Genomic DNA, 15,241 nt, shown 5'->3' with positions numbered 1-15,241 from the left:
TAATGTAATCCAAAATCTCAAATCTAAAATCCAAAATGCTAAGAGCCGGAATTGTCGGACTTCCCAACGTCGGAAAATCTACTTTATTTAATGCTGTAGTTGCTAATGCCAAAGCTGAAGCAGCTAACTTTCCTTTTTGCACGATTGAACCGAATGTCGGCGTTGTCGCAGTACCGGATGAACGGTTAAATGTTCTTGCTAAAATTGCCAGTTCAGCACAAATTATCCCAGCGCGGGTTGAATTTGTAGATATTGCCGGTTTAGTTAAAGGTGCTAGTCAGGGTGAGGGACTAGGAAATCAATTCCTGTCCCACATCCGGGAAGTTGATGCGATCGTCCATGTGGTACGTTGTTTTGAGAATGACGATATTATCCACGTTGCTGGTTCTGTTGACCCAGCGCGAGATATTGAAATCATTAATATAGAACTGGGTTTATCAGATTTAGCACAAATTGAGCGGCGAATTGATCGCACTCGTAAACTAGCTCGTACCAGCAAAGATGCACAGTTTGAAATCACAGTCTTAGAAAAATTAGCTGCGGCTTTAAACGAAGGTAAATCGGTGCGTCAGGTGAGCTTGAATGAAGAAGAAACAGAAATTATTAAAGGATTAGAACTGCTCACTTATAAACCGATTATCTACGCTGCAAATGTATCTGAGGATGAATTGGCAACGGGTAATCATTTTGTCGAAACAGTGCGGCAAATCGCAGCAACAGAAAATGCCCAAGTTGTGATAGTTTCGGCTCAAGTTGAAGCTGAATTAGTGGAATTACCAGAAGAAGATAAAGCTGATTTTCTTGCGTCTTTAGGTGTGGAAGAAGGCGGCTTGAAATCTTTGATTCGGGCAACTTACACGCTTTTAGGTTTGCGGACATATTTCACTTGTGGCCCTAAAGAAACCCGCGCTTGGACAATTAATGCGGGAATGTCTGCACCTCAAGCTGCTGGTGTAATTCACAGTGATTTTGAGCGGGGATTTATTCGCGCCGAAACTGTTGCTTATAAAGATTTGGTAACAACTGGTTCGATGAATGCGGCGAAAGAAAAAGGCTTGGTTCGCAGTGAAGGGAAAGAGTATGTTGTGCAGGAAGGGGATGTAATGTTGTTCCGATTTAATGTGTAGGAGTAATTAATGAGTGACCGTTATCGATAAGATAATGGTCAACCCCTTTGGTAAGTCAAAAGTCAAAAGTCAAAAATTTACCAAGCCCATAAATTAGAAAGGTAAAATTTGTTGAAAGTGTTTCACAACATTTAATAGAAGAAGTACGGGCAAAGCTCGAGACATTAATTTTATAAAACTAATTTTATTTTAATTTAGAAGTGCGATCGCACCCCAATACGGTTCGGATAAGCAAGGGAAAAAGGGGAGGTAATCCAAAATCTAAAATCCAAAATTGTTTGACTCACGATAGTACTTTCTGTAAAGAAAGCAATAATTCGTTGACAGTATAGGGCTTTGGCAAAAATGTATTGACACCAATGTTAGTTAATGAACTGAGCTTCTTCTCGGACATAAGTCCACTGCTGGCAATAATTCTGGCTTGAGGGTTAATTTTTCGCAGGGTACGGATGGCAGTTAAACCATCCAGCGAGGGCAGCATAATATCCATTAGTACAGCACTGATTTTGTCCCTATTTTTAGCGTACAGCGCGATCGCCTCTATGCCATCACTGGCAACTAAGATTTTATAATTGTGAGCTTCTAATGATGTTCTGGTAATCTCTTGAATGGCAGTTTCATCATCCACAATCAAAATTAATTCTCCATGTCCTGTTTGTAATGGCAATTCTTCTGGAGTGAATGTTTCCATTCCCTCCACTGCTGGCAAGTAAACCTTAAAGCTAGTGCCACTTCCCACTTCGCTATACACATTCACAAAACCTCTGTGGCTTTTAACTATCCCCAGTACGGTGGAAAGTCCTAAACCAGTGCCTTGTCCTACATCTTTTGTAGTAAAGAATGGCTCGAAAATTCTATCTAAGATTTCTCTAGGTATCCCACCTCCAGTATCGGAGACAGTAACCACTGTGTAAGGCCCTTCTTTGGCTTCCAGGTTCATCCGGGCATAATTTTCGTCAATCAACAGATTCTCAGCATAAATACTCAAACTACCGCCATTGGGCATAGCATCGCGGGCGTTAACGCAGAGGTTCATCAGCACTTGATGCAGTTGTGTGCTATCTCCAGAAACCATCCACAAATCCTGTGGTACATCAGTGCTAATTTCTATGGATTTGGGAAATGTCTCTTTGAGAATCTTGCCAAGTTCCACAATTATATGTCTGAGTTGCAAAGTGATGCGCTTCCCTTCTACACCCCGCGCAAAAGATAGCACCTGTTTGACTAAATCAGCACCGCGTCTAGCGTTGATTTCCAAAATTTCTAGTAGATGGCGAGTTCGCTCATCTGCATGAGGAAATTTGAGTGGTAATAATTGCGCTCCTGCCAAAATCGGTGTCAGGATATTGTTAAGGTCATGAGCAATGCCACTAGCTAAAGTACCAATACTTTCCAAACGTTGGGCGCGAAACAATTGGGCTTCTAGATGTTTTTTCTCGGTAATATCTGTGTCAACGGTGAGAATAGATTTGGGTTTCCCTTGTTCGTCGCATACCAAACTCCAGCGACTAGCAACAAGGATTTCCTTGTCAGTTTTAGTAAGTTTAGTTAATTCGCCCTGCCACTTTCCTTTATTAACAACTTGTAAAAGAGCCGCTTCAATTTCTGGTGAAGGTTCGCCATACAAAAGCTTACTAGCATTTTGGCCCCGAGCTTCTGTCGCTTTCCAACCATAAAGTGTTTCTGCGCCTTTGTTCCAGAAGATAATTTCATTGTTTAAATCTCGCAGGCAAATGGCATCTGTAGTGACATCAAGTAATGCTGCTTGTTCGCGGATTTTTTCTTCTGCCAATTTGCGTTCGCGTAGCGCGACTTGTCGTTCGCTAATATCAATACTGGCGCATGTAACACCAACAACTTCTTGCGACTCGTTCCGCAATGGCTCAACTGTCAAATCGTAATATCGAGTTGTATCTTTGATTGTTATTGATACTTCCTCTCGCGTTCCTATGCCAGTGGTTAATACTCCACGTTTAATTGTGGTGAGACGTTGAGCATCTTCAACTGGAATAATATCCAAGTCTTGTTTGCCCAACATTTCTTCAACTGTCAATCCATAAGAGGGATTATAAACCCAGGTGTACCGTAACTCGCAATCTTGGTTGTAGACAAAGATGGGAGAGTTTTTGAGAGCTACCCGAAATCGTTCCTCACTTTGTCGCAGTGCGTTGTCTGCCCGTTGCCGTTCGATAGCATAACGCATTGAGCGCACCAGCAAGTCGCCAGTTACTTGCCCTTTCACCAAATAGTCTTGCGCTCCTTCTTGCATTGCTCTAATCGCTAGGGTTTCATCGTTTATACCCGTCAGCACAATTATCGGGGTGGCTTTTGCTTGATGGTGAGCGATGACAAAAGTTTCTAGTCCCTGGCTATCTGGCAGCGAGAGGTCTAACAAAATTACATCAAAAGGTTCCTTAGCTAAGTAGTTGAGGGCTTCGGAAAGGCGCTCAACGGGCGACAAATCAACTACAACTGTGGTAACTTCCTTTAAAAACTCTTGTAATAAAAATACATCACCAGGGTTATCTTCTACTAATAAGACTTTAATATTTTTACCTGCCATTTCCACTACTCCGGTGGCAGTTTTACGATCGCAAACCAAAAATTTTCTATTGATTGTACAATTTTAACGAATTGATCGAAATCGACGGGCTTAGTTATATAACAGTTTGCACATAAATTATAGGCTTTAAGGATGTCTTCTTCAGCTTGGGAAGTCGTCAAAATTACTACAGGAATTCGCTTGAGGTTTTCATCTCCTTTAATTTCTGCCAGTACTTCTCGCCCATCTTTTCTAGGGAGATTTAAATCGAGCAGGACAATATCTGGATGGGCTGCTTTGACATATTTTTCCTGCTTTCGCAAGAATGCCATTGCTTCTACCCCATCTTCGACCACATTCAAGTGAATCGAAATTTTGCTTTCTTCCAGGGCGATGCGTGTGAGTTGGGCATCGCCTGGATTGTCCTCTACCAACAAAACCTCAATAGGCATAATCGGTGTTATAATGCCCACGATTGCTTACCTGCTCTTTCTGGAATTGTGAAGTAGAAAGTCGAGCCTTCACCCAGTTTTGACTCAACCCAGATCCGGCCGCCGTGGCGTTCTATAATTTTTTTACAAATTGCCAGACCAATTCCAGTACCCGGATACTTATCTCTACCGTGCAATCGTTGAAAAATTATAAAAATGCGTTCAGTATACTGGGATTCCAAACCAATACCATTATCGCGTACCCAGAATAACCATTCATCTACCGACGGTATAACATTTAAACTTTCCCCGTCTGGATTTGCATTTGGCTTCGCTACTCCGATGTGAATTTGTGGCTGCTGATGACGGCAAAATTTGATTGCATTGCCAATCAGGTTTTGAAATACTTGGATCAATTGGGTAGCATCAACCATTACTTCTGGTAGAGACTCGTCGTGAGTGATAATTGCTTTACTATCTGCGATCGCAATTTGCAGATTAGCGATCGCTTGTTCTAAGACAATACTACAATTTACTCGTATAAAAGGCTGTCCACGGGTACTAACGCGAGAATAATTCAACAAATCATTTATCAGCGTCTGCATCCGTCGCGCCCCATCTACTGCATAGTTGATAAACTGATCAGCATTAGTATCAAGTTGATTTTTGTATCTTCGCTCTAATAGTTGTAAATAACTCGTTACCATCCGCAAAGGCTCTTGTAAGTCATGGGAAGCTACATAAGCAAACTGTTCCAATTCCGCATTAGAACGAGCGAGTTCTTGACTTTGCTGAGTTTCTTTTTCTAATAGTTGCGCTTGAGATAAAGCAATGCCAATTTGGTTAGCTAATTGCTTTAACAACTCCGTCTCAAAATTATTCCACCGTCGAGGTGCAGCACACTGATGAGCCAGCAACAAGCCCCAAATGCCCTCCCTGACCATAATTGGCACTACGAGGTTAGCCTTGATAGCAAACTGCTGAAGAAATTCTCGATGGCATGGTTGAATGTGAGCGGTTTCAACGTTTTCCATCGCACTCACTCTTCCTTGGCGATATCTTTCTATATATTCTTCTTTAAAGCAGGGGTCAAAAATATTTCTTCCCAAAATTACCGGCCAACCAGGTAGCACCGCCTCTTGTACTACTGTTCCCGAACCATCAGGCTCTAGTTGAAAAATTAAAACTCGGTCAGCTTGTAGTAGTTTTTGTACCTCAGTAACAGTGGTTTGGAGGATTTCGTCTATTTGTAAAGATTCTCGAATTTTCAGGGTGATTTCAGAAAATAATTGCGATCGCAAATTCTGTCGCTTTAATTCTTCATCAGCCTGCTTGCGATCTGTGATATCTGTATAAGAACCCACCATCCGCACTATATCACCCGATGCGTCCCAAAGTGCCTGTCCTCGATCTAGAATCCATTTATAGCTGCCGTCTTGGCATTGGATTCTATATTCACAGACGTAAAACGGTATTTTCTTGGCAAAGTGGTCTTGGAAGGCTTGAAGTACCCAATCTCGCTCATCGGCGTGGATTAATTTTGTCCATTCATCCCAACCGTTGGAAACTTCGTGGTCTTTATAACCGAGCATTTCTTTCCACCGAGTTGAGAAGAACACTTCATTAGTCTTGAGGTTCCAATCCCATATACCATCATTATTACCATTTAATGCTAATTGCCAACGTTCTTCACTATCTTGTAGTGCTTCTGCTGTTCGTCGTCGTTCAGTAATGTCTTGGAAATAAACAGATAAGCCGTCTTTTGCAGGATAAGCGTGGACTTGAAACCAGCAGTTGAGTGGCTGATAAAACTCCTCAAATTCCACACTCACCTGTTCTAACATTGCCCTGTGATACTCACGATGGAATGTTGTATCTATTAATTCTGGAAATACCTCCCAGATGCTTTGACCTAATAATTCATTCTGGGTTTTTTGCAACAGCAATTCTGCTTGACCATTAATATAGGTGAATCGCCACTTTTTATCTAAGGCAAAAAACGCATCAGTGATGCTTTCTAGCAAATTAGCAATGCGGATTCTAGCTGATTCTGACTCGGCGTGTGCTGCTTGCTCATACGCCACAAGCTTCTGGGTAACTTGAGATACCTCAGTTACATGACGCCTGAGTTCTAATTGGTCGATTACCAAACGACTCAGAGCTACAAGCGCCTCCACTTGTTTTTGGTTCAATTCTTTTGGAGCTTGGTCAATGACACACAGAGTTCCCAGCATATCTCCCTTGGGAGTAATTAGGGGTACACCTGCATAAAACCTTATATATGGATAGCCAGTTACTACTGCATTATTTGCTAATGTTTCATCAGCTAGGGTGTCAGGAACCACCACAACATTACGCCGCTCTTGGCAAAGGTAAGATAACCCAACACACCGGGGCATTTCTGATACATCTAAACCTACTTTTGCCTTAAACCATTGACGGTTTTCATCAATGAAGTTTACCAAGGATATGGACGTACCACAAATAAATGCCGCTAACTGAGCAAGATTGTCGTAAGCTTCTTCCGGTTCGGTGTCAAGAATTTGATACTGGCGGAGGGCTTCTAGCCTCGCCACTTCTGTATCAATTTGTCCAGCTTTCATTAACTTTTCTTAATAAATTTAAATGTAATATCCAGTCATCAGGGTGGCTATCTCAAGAATAGCTTAATCTTTTGTAATAATTTTTAGTCTTTTCCCCGCCTCTGGCTGTTCAGGAAAGCCTGTTAAATTCTGTCAAAATGCTAAATTCGCATTATTAAAGTGATTTTAGTAGCAAGCATTCCCTGTATACGCCGCAAAATTATTGCGTAGACGTAGCCCGTCGTACATATCGCGCTAATTCTAGTGTAAACAAATTTAGCCTGTATGAGGAGATTTAATTGTTGCAGACTATTTACTAATCATTAAAACCTCACCTTGTCCTCACAGACATCCCTCTCCTTAACAAAGCTACGTTGTACACACATAAGTCTCTTAACCTGCAATGCGATTGCATCGACTGATAATGCCATTGCATCGACTAACAATGCGATTGTATCGACTAACAATGCAATTGTATCGACTAACAATGCAATTGTATTGACTGACAATGCGATTGTATCGACTGACAATGCGATTGTATCGACTGACAATGCTATCTGTTTCTTTCGTTTCCATGCTCTACATGAGAATAAGGAAAGCGTTATCAAGATAGGGTTTTAGGACGGACTTGTGTGTATACCGTAGCCTTAGTAAGGAGAGGAACAGGTTTTGCACAAGCAAAATCAGGGTGAGGTTTCTTTGGGCTATTGGATAAACCGTGAATTACGTCAATGAAGAGGGCAAGGGGCAGTTCTTGCAGTTCTTGCAGAAAGGAGAACCCCATACATAAATGTAGGGTTGCTAGAACAAGGACATATTATTTCTCGCGTTTGCACGCCTCGAAATAAATATTTCTATCCTACGCATAAATAAATTTATTTGCTCTGATACCATTTCACTAAAATCCTGATACAAATTCTTTCCCCTCTGCTCCCCTGCTCCTCTGCTCCCCTGCTTGCCTAAATGTATCAACCTTAAAGTGAAACGGTATGAATCCCTCTTGGCAGGCGAACTTAGAATCTTTCCCCCTTGCTCCCTGCTCCCTGCTCCCCTGCCGCTTCTGTCACCTTGACAGCACTACTATTACACCTCTACCAAAACGGCTTCTCGCAGCTTGGCAATCACATCACTTAAATTACCCGTGTTCATGCGGTAACTCAAAGGATGGGCAATTAACCGCGCCGTGCTTTCATAGAGAGTAGCAATTTCAATCAGACCATTTTCGCGCAAAGTCCGCCCTGTAGAAACTAAATCCACGATCGCTTCTGACATTCCAGTAATCGGGCCTAGTTCAACTGAACCATACAACGGCACTATTTCCACAGGTAAATCTAGACTGTGGAAATATTCACGAGCGCAATTTACATATTTTGAAGCAACTCTACCATGCGGTGGTAAATGTATCGGCGATCGGTAAGAACTAGATGCCTTTACCGCCACCGACATCCGACAATGCCCAAACTGCAAATCCACCAAGTGGGCAACTTGCGGCTGCTTCTCTCGCAGCACATCGTAACCAACAACACCCAGTTGTGCCTGACCATATTCTACATAAACAGGCACATCCTGCGCCCGCACCAACAAAGCTTTTGCGACTCCTTTAGTGTCAGGAATTTGAAGTTGGCGAGTTCCTGAATCTAAAAAAGCACTAAAATCTAACCCGACAGATTGTAGCAAGCGGATGCTATTTTTAAGGAGTTCCCCTTTTGGCAATGCAACAGTCAGCATTCTTTTTTTAATATCCTTGGCGTTCTGGCAGTTGAATAATATTGAGAATATCTCTATATGCTTACCACAAGCAGCATGAGAATTTTATTAGTTGATGATGAAGTTGAACTAACTGAACCCTTGAGTCGCTTATTAACTCGTGAGGGTTACATTGTGGATGCCGCTTACGATGGCACAAGTGGCAACGAACATGCACAAACAGGCAATTATGACCTACTAATTTTAGATTGGATGCTGCCAGGAAAAACGGGGTTAGAAATTTGTCAGCAATTGCGGCGTCAAGGTAAAACCACTCCCGTGCTGTTTCTCACAGCAAAGGATACTCTAGATGACCGCGTACAAGGTTTAGATGCTGGTGCAGACGACTATTTGGTTAAACCTTTTGAACTGCGAGAGTTGCTAGCCAGAGTCCGGGCTTTATTGCGTCGTTCCGGTTCCCAAACCTATGAAACCACTACCGGACGTTTAACCGTCGCTGATTTAGAACTCGATTGTGAAAATCAAGTAGCCTATCGCCAAGGACGAATAATTGAGTTATCGCAAAAAGAAAGCCAGTTGCTGCAATATTTTATGGAACATACTGGACAACTAATGACTCATGCCCAAATTATGGAAAATTTGTGGCAAGAGGAAGAACAACCCAGTAGTAATGTAATTGCAGCATTAATTCGTTTGCTGCGTCGTAAGATAGAGGTAGGTAAAGAAACTACACTGATTCACACAGTTTACGGTAAAGGCTATCGTTTCGGTGCTTCCTCAGTGGAGTAAGTTTAGCCGCCTGTTTTCAACTGACAAAGATTCGGTTAATTGGTTAGGAGAATCATTAACATCTTTCAATCTTTGCAATTTTAATTCCTGTCGAAGTTTGTTGTAGAGGGATGAATCCACAGGCATCATAATCTGTGAAATTTCTTTCCTGATAATACTGCATTCCTTTTAAATTCTGAATTCTAACTCCTGGGTGCTGAATTCTTACACATCTTCCAACAAGCAAGAATTTCCTATTGATGTTAGCAATAAAGACACGAGGAAAGGTTTAATGAATACTGTTGTGCTAAATCTAGAACCGATTGCTCATCTAACCGATGAACAATTTTATCAATTGTGTATTGCCAATCGTGATGTCAGCCTGGAAATGAATGCAGCTGGAGAATTAATAATTATGCCACCAGTAGGAGGAGAAAGTGGAAATCAAGAAGCTGGACTAATCACTGATTTAGAAATTTGGAATCGTCAAGCAAAATTAGGGAAAGTTTTTAGTTCTTCAACTATCTTTATACTTCCCAACGGTGCAAAACGCTCTCCTGATGCTGCTTGGGTAAAATTGGAGCGGTGGGAAGCTTTAACACCAGAACAACGAAAAAAATTTCCGCCACTTGTACCCGACTTTTTGATTGAACTGCGATCAGAGACAGATCGCCTTGCAACAATTCAAGAGAAAATGCAGGAATACATTAAAAATGGTCTGCGTTTGGGTTGGCTAATTAATCCTCAAGATCGCCAAGTTGAAATTTACCGACTTTTGAAAGCTGTGGAAGTTGTGCAAATACCAGCGATTGTTTCTGGAGAAGATATATTACCCGGATTTGAGTTGCAAGTATAGGTAAATGATAAGCCTGAAGGTATAGCTTTGCTATACTGCATTATCCCAAAAAATACTGCATTTTTGATGTAGCGCGTAGGCGCAGCCCGCCGCAGGCATCGCATATCGCTACCGAGCAAAATCAAGTAGCTGAACTTGAGTTATAGCTTTGTCGATTGATTATATTCTCAAATTCCTTGGAATAACAGATTTACCTGCGAAAACTTTCGACAAAGGAATTAATTTCAGGGAAACGTCCTACGAAATTCAACAAAGCGTGTTAAAAATGGTAACTGAGTCAAAAACACAGCTTTTGAAAGAGCAGGGAAGGTTGATTACCGAAGTATCATCAACATTTAGGGTGGAAAAATTTAATATAATTAGCTGTTCTAAAGAATGGTTAAACCTGTTGGTGTACTTGACTAATCAAGCAAGTAATAAGTTTGCAAGTATAAGGTATAGGTTTCAATGGCACCGCCTCTTGTGTCTGTTCCGATGAAGAAAAATAAGAAACCGTCTCTGGTGCTGACGCTCTCGGCTGCTGGGCTATTGATTGGTGCGGGCAGTGTAGGATACTGGTTGTTAAGCCAGAGACAACGAGCTTCTAGTGATTTGCTAGTAGGTGCAAATATTATTCCTGGTGATGCCCTGTTTGCGGTTTCTCTGACAACAGATCCCCAGCAGTGGCAGAAATTGCGGGAGTTTGGCACAAAAGAAACCCAAGCAGAACTGGACAGAAATTTAGTTGAATTGCGCGATCGCTTTCTCACTAATAATGGTTACGACTTCCAGAAAGATATCGCTCCTTGGGTAGGCAATGACGTTACAATCGCAATTCTTGCCCCAGCAATAGTGAGTAAAGCTGCACCCAAACCAGTTACCACCAATGAAGATGCTGCCAGCGATCAGCAGTCGATGGTAATGGTATTACCAGTGAAAAATCCAGAAATCGCCAAAAATATTTTGGCACAACCCAAAACCCTTAAACAAGGCAAATGGATTGACCGTATTTATCAAGGAATCGCCATAAAACAAAGTGAGGGACAAGCAGGAGAAAACTTCTCAGCAGCATTACTAGATGGGCGTTTTTTAGTTATAACTGATAATCCCAAAGCCACAGAAAGAGCAATTGACGCTTACAAAAATCAAACATCTCTAGCGACAACAGGGGGCTTTGCTGAGAACTTTCCAAAAATTGCCGATTACCAACCCTTTGGCCAGTTTTACGTCAATGTGCCAACAGCAGCCAAAATAGCCGCAGCTTCTCCAAACCGCCCAATACCAGCTCAAGTTTTGGCTCAACTGCAAAATAACCAAGCTTTAGCGGGGACAATGACTTTAGAGACAGAAGGAATCCGCTTCAAGGGCGTTTCTTGGTTAAACCCTAATAGTCAACGGGTGCTGGCGGTAGAAAACAAAGCTGGACAAATGCAAAACCGCGTACCAGCAGAAACCTTAATGATGCTTTCGGGGGGAAACTTACAGAGATTGTGGGGAGATTATGTTTTAACATCTCAAGGAAATCCCCTCTCACCGATCGCACCAGAACAACTTAGAGGTGGTATAAAATCTCTTACCACTCTTGATTTAGATAAAGATTTGCTCAGTTGGATGAAAGGCGAGTTTTCCTTATCACTGATTCCTACTACTCCAAAACAAGGTTTACCAGATGATTTTCGTCTGGGTTTACTTTTCATGGTACAGACAAGCGATGCCTACGGCGGGCAAAGCCTACGTAATTCAGCTGAAACATCAATAAAACAGCTCGATGACGTGATGAGAAATCAATATCAGTTCCAAGTTCAATCGGCGAAAGTCGCAGGACAACCCGTTGTTAACTGGGTTTCACCCTATGGTACTTTAACTGCTACCCACGGCTGGTTAGATGGAGATGTCGCCTTTCTAGTGGTGGGCGCTCCTATTACTGATAAAATTCTTCCCAAACCCAACAACACACTAGCTAGCACGATCCCCTTCCAACAAACAGTTCCTACAGAACCAAATCCGACAAATGGTCAATTTTTCTTGGATGTAGAACGAACTGTGAAAAATTTTCCTTTACCAACTCTAATTCCCAATCAACAAGCTTTGCTTGATGCAACGCGCTCAATTGGGATGACATCCGCAGTCAGCGACAGTCGCAGTAATCTTTACGACATTTTTATAGCACTTAAAAAAGTTAGGAACACAACTCCCCTGCCTAGTCCAGAAAGTAATAAGAGCAGTTCTGTTAGATAGGGGAGTGGTGAGATTAGGGGAACAAGGGATAACTATTGAAAAAGTTTCTTCCTTGTCTCTTCCCCATTCCCTATTTCCTATTTCCCCTGTCCCATGACCCTCTAAGCATATAGGATCATAACAGTCAGAATCGATATTTTAAATTATCCACGGAGAGAAGACTTTATGAATTTGGTTGTACTCCAGAACTGGCTGGACAATGCCTCCTTTGCCATATTATTCCTAACAATGCTGGTTTATTGGGGAGGAGCGGCTTTTCCAAATCTGCCTTATCTAGCCGCTTTGGGGACAGCTGGGATGGCGATCGCTAATTTGTGCATGGCGACTCTACTAGGGGCAAGATGGATAGAAGCTGGTTACTTTCCCTTAAGTAATCTCTATGAATCGCTGTTTTTCTTAACTTGGGGAATTACCACCGTCCATCTCATTGCTGAAAGTAGTAGCCGTAGCCGTTTAGTAGGAGTTGTTACATCTCCTGTGGCAATGCTGATCGCTGCTTTTGCGACTATGACACTACCATCCCAGATGCAAGCGTCAGAACCCCTAGTACCTGCCTTGAAATCAAATTGGCTGATGATGCATGTCAGCGTGATGATGTTGAGTTATTCTGCTTTAATGGTGGGTTCGTTATTAGCGATCGCTTTTTTAGTTGTGACTCGCGGTCAAAACATCCAACTACAAGGTAGTTCTGTAGGTACTGGTGGCTATCGCAGCAACGGCTACCGCTTACACAAAGCAGCTGAACTAATTCCTCAACCATCAGCCCCTTCTGCCGAAAATAACGGTTTTGCTCGTTTTGAAACTACTAGCAACGGCAACGGTAACGGTAACACCGCAGTTTTGGGTTTAGTTACAACAACCCCAATCCAAAATCCGCAAGACGCTTCGCTATCCGAAACCCAAAATTCCGAACCCCTTTCACCCCAGCGCCTTAGCCTTGCCGAAACCCTCGACAACATCAGCTATCGCATCATCGGGCTAGGATTTCCCCTGCTGACAATTGGTATTATTGCTGGCGGCGTTTGGGCTAACGAAGCTTGGGGTTCTTACTGGAGTTGGGATCCCAAAGAAACTTGGGCATTAATTACCTGGTTAGTGTTTGCTGCCTATCTCCACGCCCGAATCACTCGCGGTTGGCAAGGGCGTCGTCCGGCAATTTTAGCCGCCACTGGTTTTGTTGTTGTTTGGGTTTGCTATCTTGGTGTGAATCTTTTGGGTAAAGGTTTACATTCTTACGGTTGGTTCTTTTAAGAACCGTTTAAATAAAACTACCCCACCCGCGCTGCCGCGCACCCCCCTTACCAAGGCTACGGTGTATACACAAGTCGAATTACCCCCCTTAATCCCCCCTTATTAAGGGGGGAAATAATAAATCTAGTTCCCTCCCCTTTATAAGGGGAGGGTTAGGGTGGGGTAAAACCTTGGTTAATCAGCTATTTCAGACTTGTGTATACACCGTAGCTTACTAAGGGGGGATGAAAGGGGGGTGGGAGGTTTAGGGAGGGGTAACGCGAGAATACTAGGCTAATTTAACGGACATGAAATTATTACTAAATTTTTATTTGACTAGCACTAAATCTATAAAGTTGTCATTTTGTTTCGGATGAACTGTTATATCCCTGGAAAATATAAATTTATTGACAGGAGATTTTTATGGAAGATGGATTCGAGAGACTAAATCATGATGAAGTTGTGTCTATAGAACCAGACACTTTTAATAAGTTAAATATTGCTAAAACTTTTAAAGTTCGTGATTTGATTACAGCAATTAAGGAATATATTGGAGCAGCAGAAACAGACGAAGTAAATTTGTATACAGAAGGATTAAATTGTGAGGTTTTACAATTCAGTACTCAAGGGTGGAAAAAAGGAAAAGTTAGACTTGCTTTAGAATTTTGTCCTGAAGATTCTGAATCACCACTTGATGAAATTTTTCAAAGACTCAAACAAGTAGAAAATTAATATCCAATGAGCAAAAAAACCCCGACTTCTTAAAGAAGTCGGGGTTCTGATACTCTCGATATTTGCAAATAAAATAGGATTTGCTCAATTGCTATCAAAATTCATTAATAAAATAAAGATGTACTAATAACAGAGAAACGGTAAACCTATCATGCTAAATTACGATCCATTAGCTTGTTTGCCCTCATCTGAGGAACTGCCAGACTCTGACGATACCCCTGTGGATAATGAATTACAAGATTTAATTCCCGGTTTACTCAAAGCTACCCTAGCAATGGCTTGGCCAGAACGCATGGATTGGTTTTTTGGTATAGATATGGGGATTTATTATGACCCAGATTTATTAGCGATAGTCCCAGATGGGTTTTTGAGTTTGGGTGTTGAGCGATTTTACGATCAAAACCTCCGCCCCAGTTACGTGCTTTGGGAAGAGAAAAAACTACCCATATTAGTGCTGGAGGTGGTATCTCAGACATATCGCGGTGAGTACTCAACTAAGAAAGCAGAGTATGCAAGATTAGGGATTTTATATTATGTGGTTTACAATCCATTTCGTCGGCGTAAGCCACGTTTAGAAGTTTACAAGTTAGTTAATAATGTTTATGAATGTCAAGATGGTAATCCTGTTTGGCTGCCAGAGATTAGTTTAGGAATTGGCATAGAACAGGGAACTTATCTAGGCATTCCCCGCGAGTGGATGTATTGGTATAACCAGCAAGAGCAAAAGCTTTTAACACCAGAAGAAGACAAAAAACTTGCTCAACAAAAAGCGCAGCAAGCAGAACAGAAATTTCAATTATTACAAGAACGGTTGCGATCGCTCGGCATAGATCCTGATTCTCTCATTTAAATTGCTATCAAGATTCATTTATAAAATAAAGATGTACTAATAACTGAGGAACCGTAAATCCGTCATGCTAGAGTACAATCCATTAGCTTGTTTGCCTTCATCTGAGGAACTACCAGACTCTGACGACACCCCAGTGGATAACGAATTACAAAATATAATTCCAGGTTTACTCAAAGTTATCTTAGCGATGGTTTGGGCA

The 15,241-nt window shown here is 41.9% G+C and carries 11 protein-coding genes; 7 read left to right on the top strand and 4 right to left on the bottom strand.

The window, feature by feature from the left end; translation table 11 throughout:
* Nucleotides 1-35: 35 nt before the first annotated feature.
* Complete coding sequence (gene ychF / locus RMZ43_RS26450; protein WP_190912345.1) at nucleotides 36-1,127, top strand: redox-regulated ATPase YchF; 1,092 nt, start codon at nucleotides 36-38, stop codon at nucleotides 1,125-1,127.
* Between the two features lie 283 nt (nucleotides 1,128-1,410).
* On the opposite strand, the gene RMZ43_RS26445 is transcribed toward ychF, so the two are convergent.
* The 4 genes from RMZ43_RS26445 to hisG form a co-directional block, all read right to left on the bottom strand.
* Nucleotides 1,411-3,690, bottom strand: coding sequence for a hybrid sensor histidine kinase/response regulator (locus RMZ43_RS26445; RefSeq protein ID WP_322652557.1), 2,280 nt, complete (start codon nucleotides 3,688-3,690; stop codon nucleotides 1,411-1,413).
* 5 nt (nucleotides 3,691-3,695) lie between these two features.
* A complete protein-coding gene (locus RMZ43_RS26440; RefSeq protein ID WP_109007311.1) occupies nucleotides 3,696-4,121 on the bottom strand; it encodes a response regulator in 426 nt (141 codons plus the stop codon).
* Nucleotides 4,122-4,129: 8 nt separating this feature from the next.
* Nucleotides 4,130-6,703 (bottom strand): GAF domain-containing protein, encoded by a 2,574-nt coding sequence (locus RMZ43_RS26435; protein WP_322652531.1) that lies wholly within the window; start codon nucleotides 6,701-6,703, stop codon nucleotides 4,130-4,132.
* A 1,062-nt stretch (nucleotides 6,704-7,765) separates the two neighbouring features.
* On the bottom strand, nucleotides 7,766-8,410 hold the full coding sequence (gene hisG, locus RMZ43_RS26430) for an ATP phosphoribosyltransferase (RefSeq protein ID WP_322652530.1): 645 nt from the start codon (nucleotides 8,408-8,410) through the stop codon (nucleotides 7,766-7,768).
* Between the two features lie 75 nt (nucleotides 8,411-8,485).
* On the opposite strand from hisG, the gene rppA reads away from it, so the two are divergent.
* The 6 genes from rppA (at nucleotide 8,486) to RMZ43_RS26400 (ending at nucleotide 15,042) form a co-directional block, all read left to right on the top strand.
* On the top strand, nucleotides 8,486-9,178 hold the full coding sequence (gene rppA, locus RMZ43_RS26425; protein ID WP_322648283.1) for a two-component system response regulator RppA: 693 nt from the start codon (nucleotides 8,486-8,488) through the stop codon (nucleotides 9,176-9,178).
* Nucleotides 9,179-9,449: 271 nt separating this feature from the next.
* Nucleotides 9,450-10,013, top strand: a complete 564-nt coding sequence (locus RMZ43_RS26420; protein WP_322652529.1) for a Uma2 family endonuclease — start codon at nucleotides 9,450-9,452, stop codon at nucleotides 10,011-10,013.
* A 447-nt stretch (nucleotides 10,014-10,460) separates the two neighbouring features.
* Nucleotides 10,461-12,230, top strand: coding sequence for a DUF3352 domain-containing protein (locus RMZ43_RS26415; RefSeq protein ID WP_322652528.1), 1,770 nt, complete (start codon nucleotides 10,461-10,463; stop codon nucleotides 12,228-12,230).
* 165 nt (nucleotides 12,231-12,395) lie between these two features.
* Nucleotides 12,396-13,481, top strand: coding sequence for a c-type cytochrome biogenesis protein CcsB (gene ccsB / locus RMZ43_RS26410; protein ID WP_322652527.1), 1,086 nt, complete (start codon nucleotides 12,396-12,398; stop codon nucleotides 13,479-13,481).
* A 402-nt stretch (nucleotides 13,482-13,883) separates the two neighbouring features.
* Nucleotides 13,884-14,192: a KGK domain-containing protein gene (locus RMZ43_RS26405; RefSeq protein ID WP_322648220.1), complete on the top strand. Its 309-nt coding sequence runs from the start codon at nucleotides 13,884-13,886 to the stop codon at nucleotides 14,190-14,192.
* Between the two features lie 151 nt (nucleotides 14,193-14,343).
* Entirely contained in the window at nucleotides 14,344-15,042 is a 699-nt protein-coding gene (locus tag RMZ43_RS26400) for a Uma2 family endonuclease (RefSeq protein ID WP_322648221.1), read from the top strand.
* The last annotated feature ends 199 nt before the right edge of the window (nucleotides 15,043-15,241 follow it).

Origin of the sequence: Nostoc sp. CmiVER01, from assembly GCF_034531135.2 — a bacterium.
In the GTDB taxonomy this organism is placed as follows: domain Bacteria; phylum Cyanobacteriota; class Cyanobacteriia; order Cyanobacteriales; family Nostocaceae; genus Nostoc.
The sequence above is the reverse complement of the archived record's forward strand: the minus strand, read 5'-3'. Positions and strand labels throughout refer to the sequence as shown.

Bases quoted from the DNA above. Each gene is read 5' to 3' on its own strand.
- ychF (WP_190912345.1), top strand. From the start codon at position 36: ATGCTAAGAGCCGGAATTGTCGGACTTCCCAACGTCGGAAAATCTACT.
- RMZ43_RS26445 (WP_322652557.1), bottom strand. From the start codon at position 3,690: ATGGCAGGTAAAAATATTAAAGTCTTATTAGTAGAAGATAACCCTGGT.
- RMZ43_RS26440 (WP_109007311.1), bottom strand. From the start codon at position 4,121: ATGCCTATTGAGGTTTTGTTGGTAGAGGACAATCCAGGCGATGCCCAA.
- RMZ43_RS26435 (WP_322652531.1), bottom strand. From the start codon at position 6,703: ATGAAAGCTGGACAAATTGATACAGAAGTGGCGAGGCTAGAAGCCCTC.
- hisG (WP_322652530.1), bottom strand. From the start codon at position 8,410: ATGCTGACTGTTGCATTGCCAAAAGGGGAACTCCTTAAAAATAGCATC.
- rppA (WP_322648283.1), top strand. From the start codon at position 8,486: ATGAGAATTTTATTAGTTGATGATGAAGTTGAACTAACTGAACCCTTG.
- RMZ43_RS26420 (WP_322652529.1), top strand. From the start codon at position 9,450: ATGAATACTGTTGTGCTAAATCTAGAACCGATTGCTCATCTAACCGAT.
- RMZ43_RS26415 (WP_322652528.1), top strand. From the start codon at position 10,461: ATGGCACCGCCTCTTGTGTCTGTTCCGATGAAGAAAAATAAGAAACCG.
- ccsB (WP_322652527.1), top strand. From the start codon at position 12,396: ATGAATTTGGTTGTACTCCAGAACTGGCTGGACAATGCCTCCTTTGCC.
- RMZ43_RS26405 (WP_322648220.1), top strand. From the start codon at position 13,884: ATGGAAGATGGATTCGAGAGACTAAATCATGATGAAGTTGTGTCTATA.
- RMZ43_RS26400 (WP_322648221.1), top strand. From the start codon at position 14,344: ATGCTAAATTACGATCCATTAGCTTGTTTGCCCTCATCTGAGGAACTG.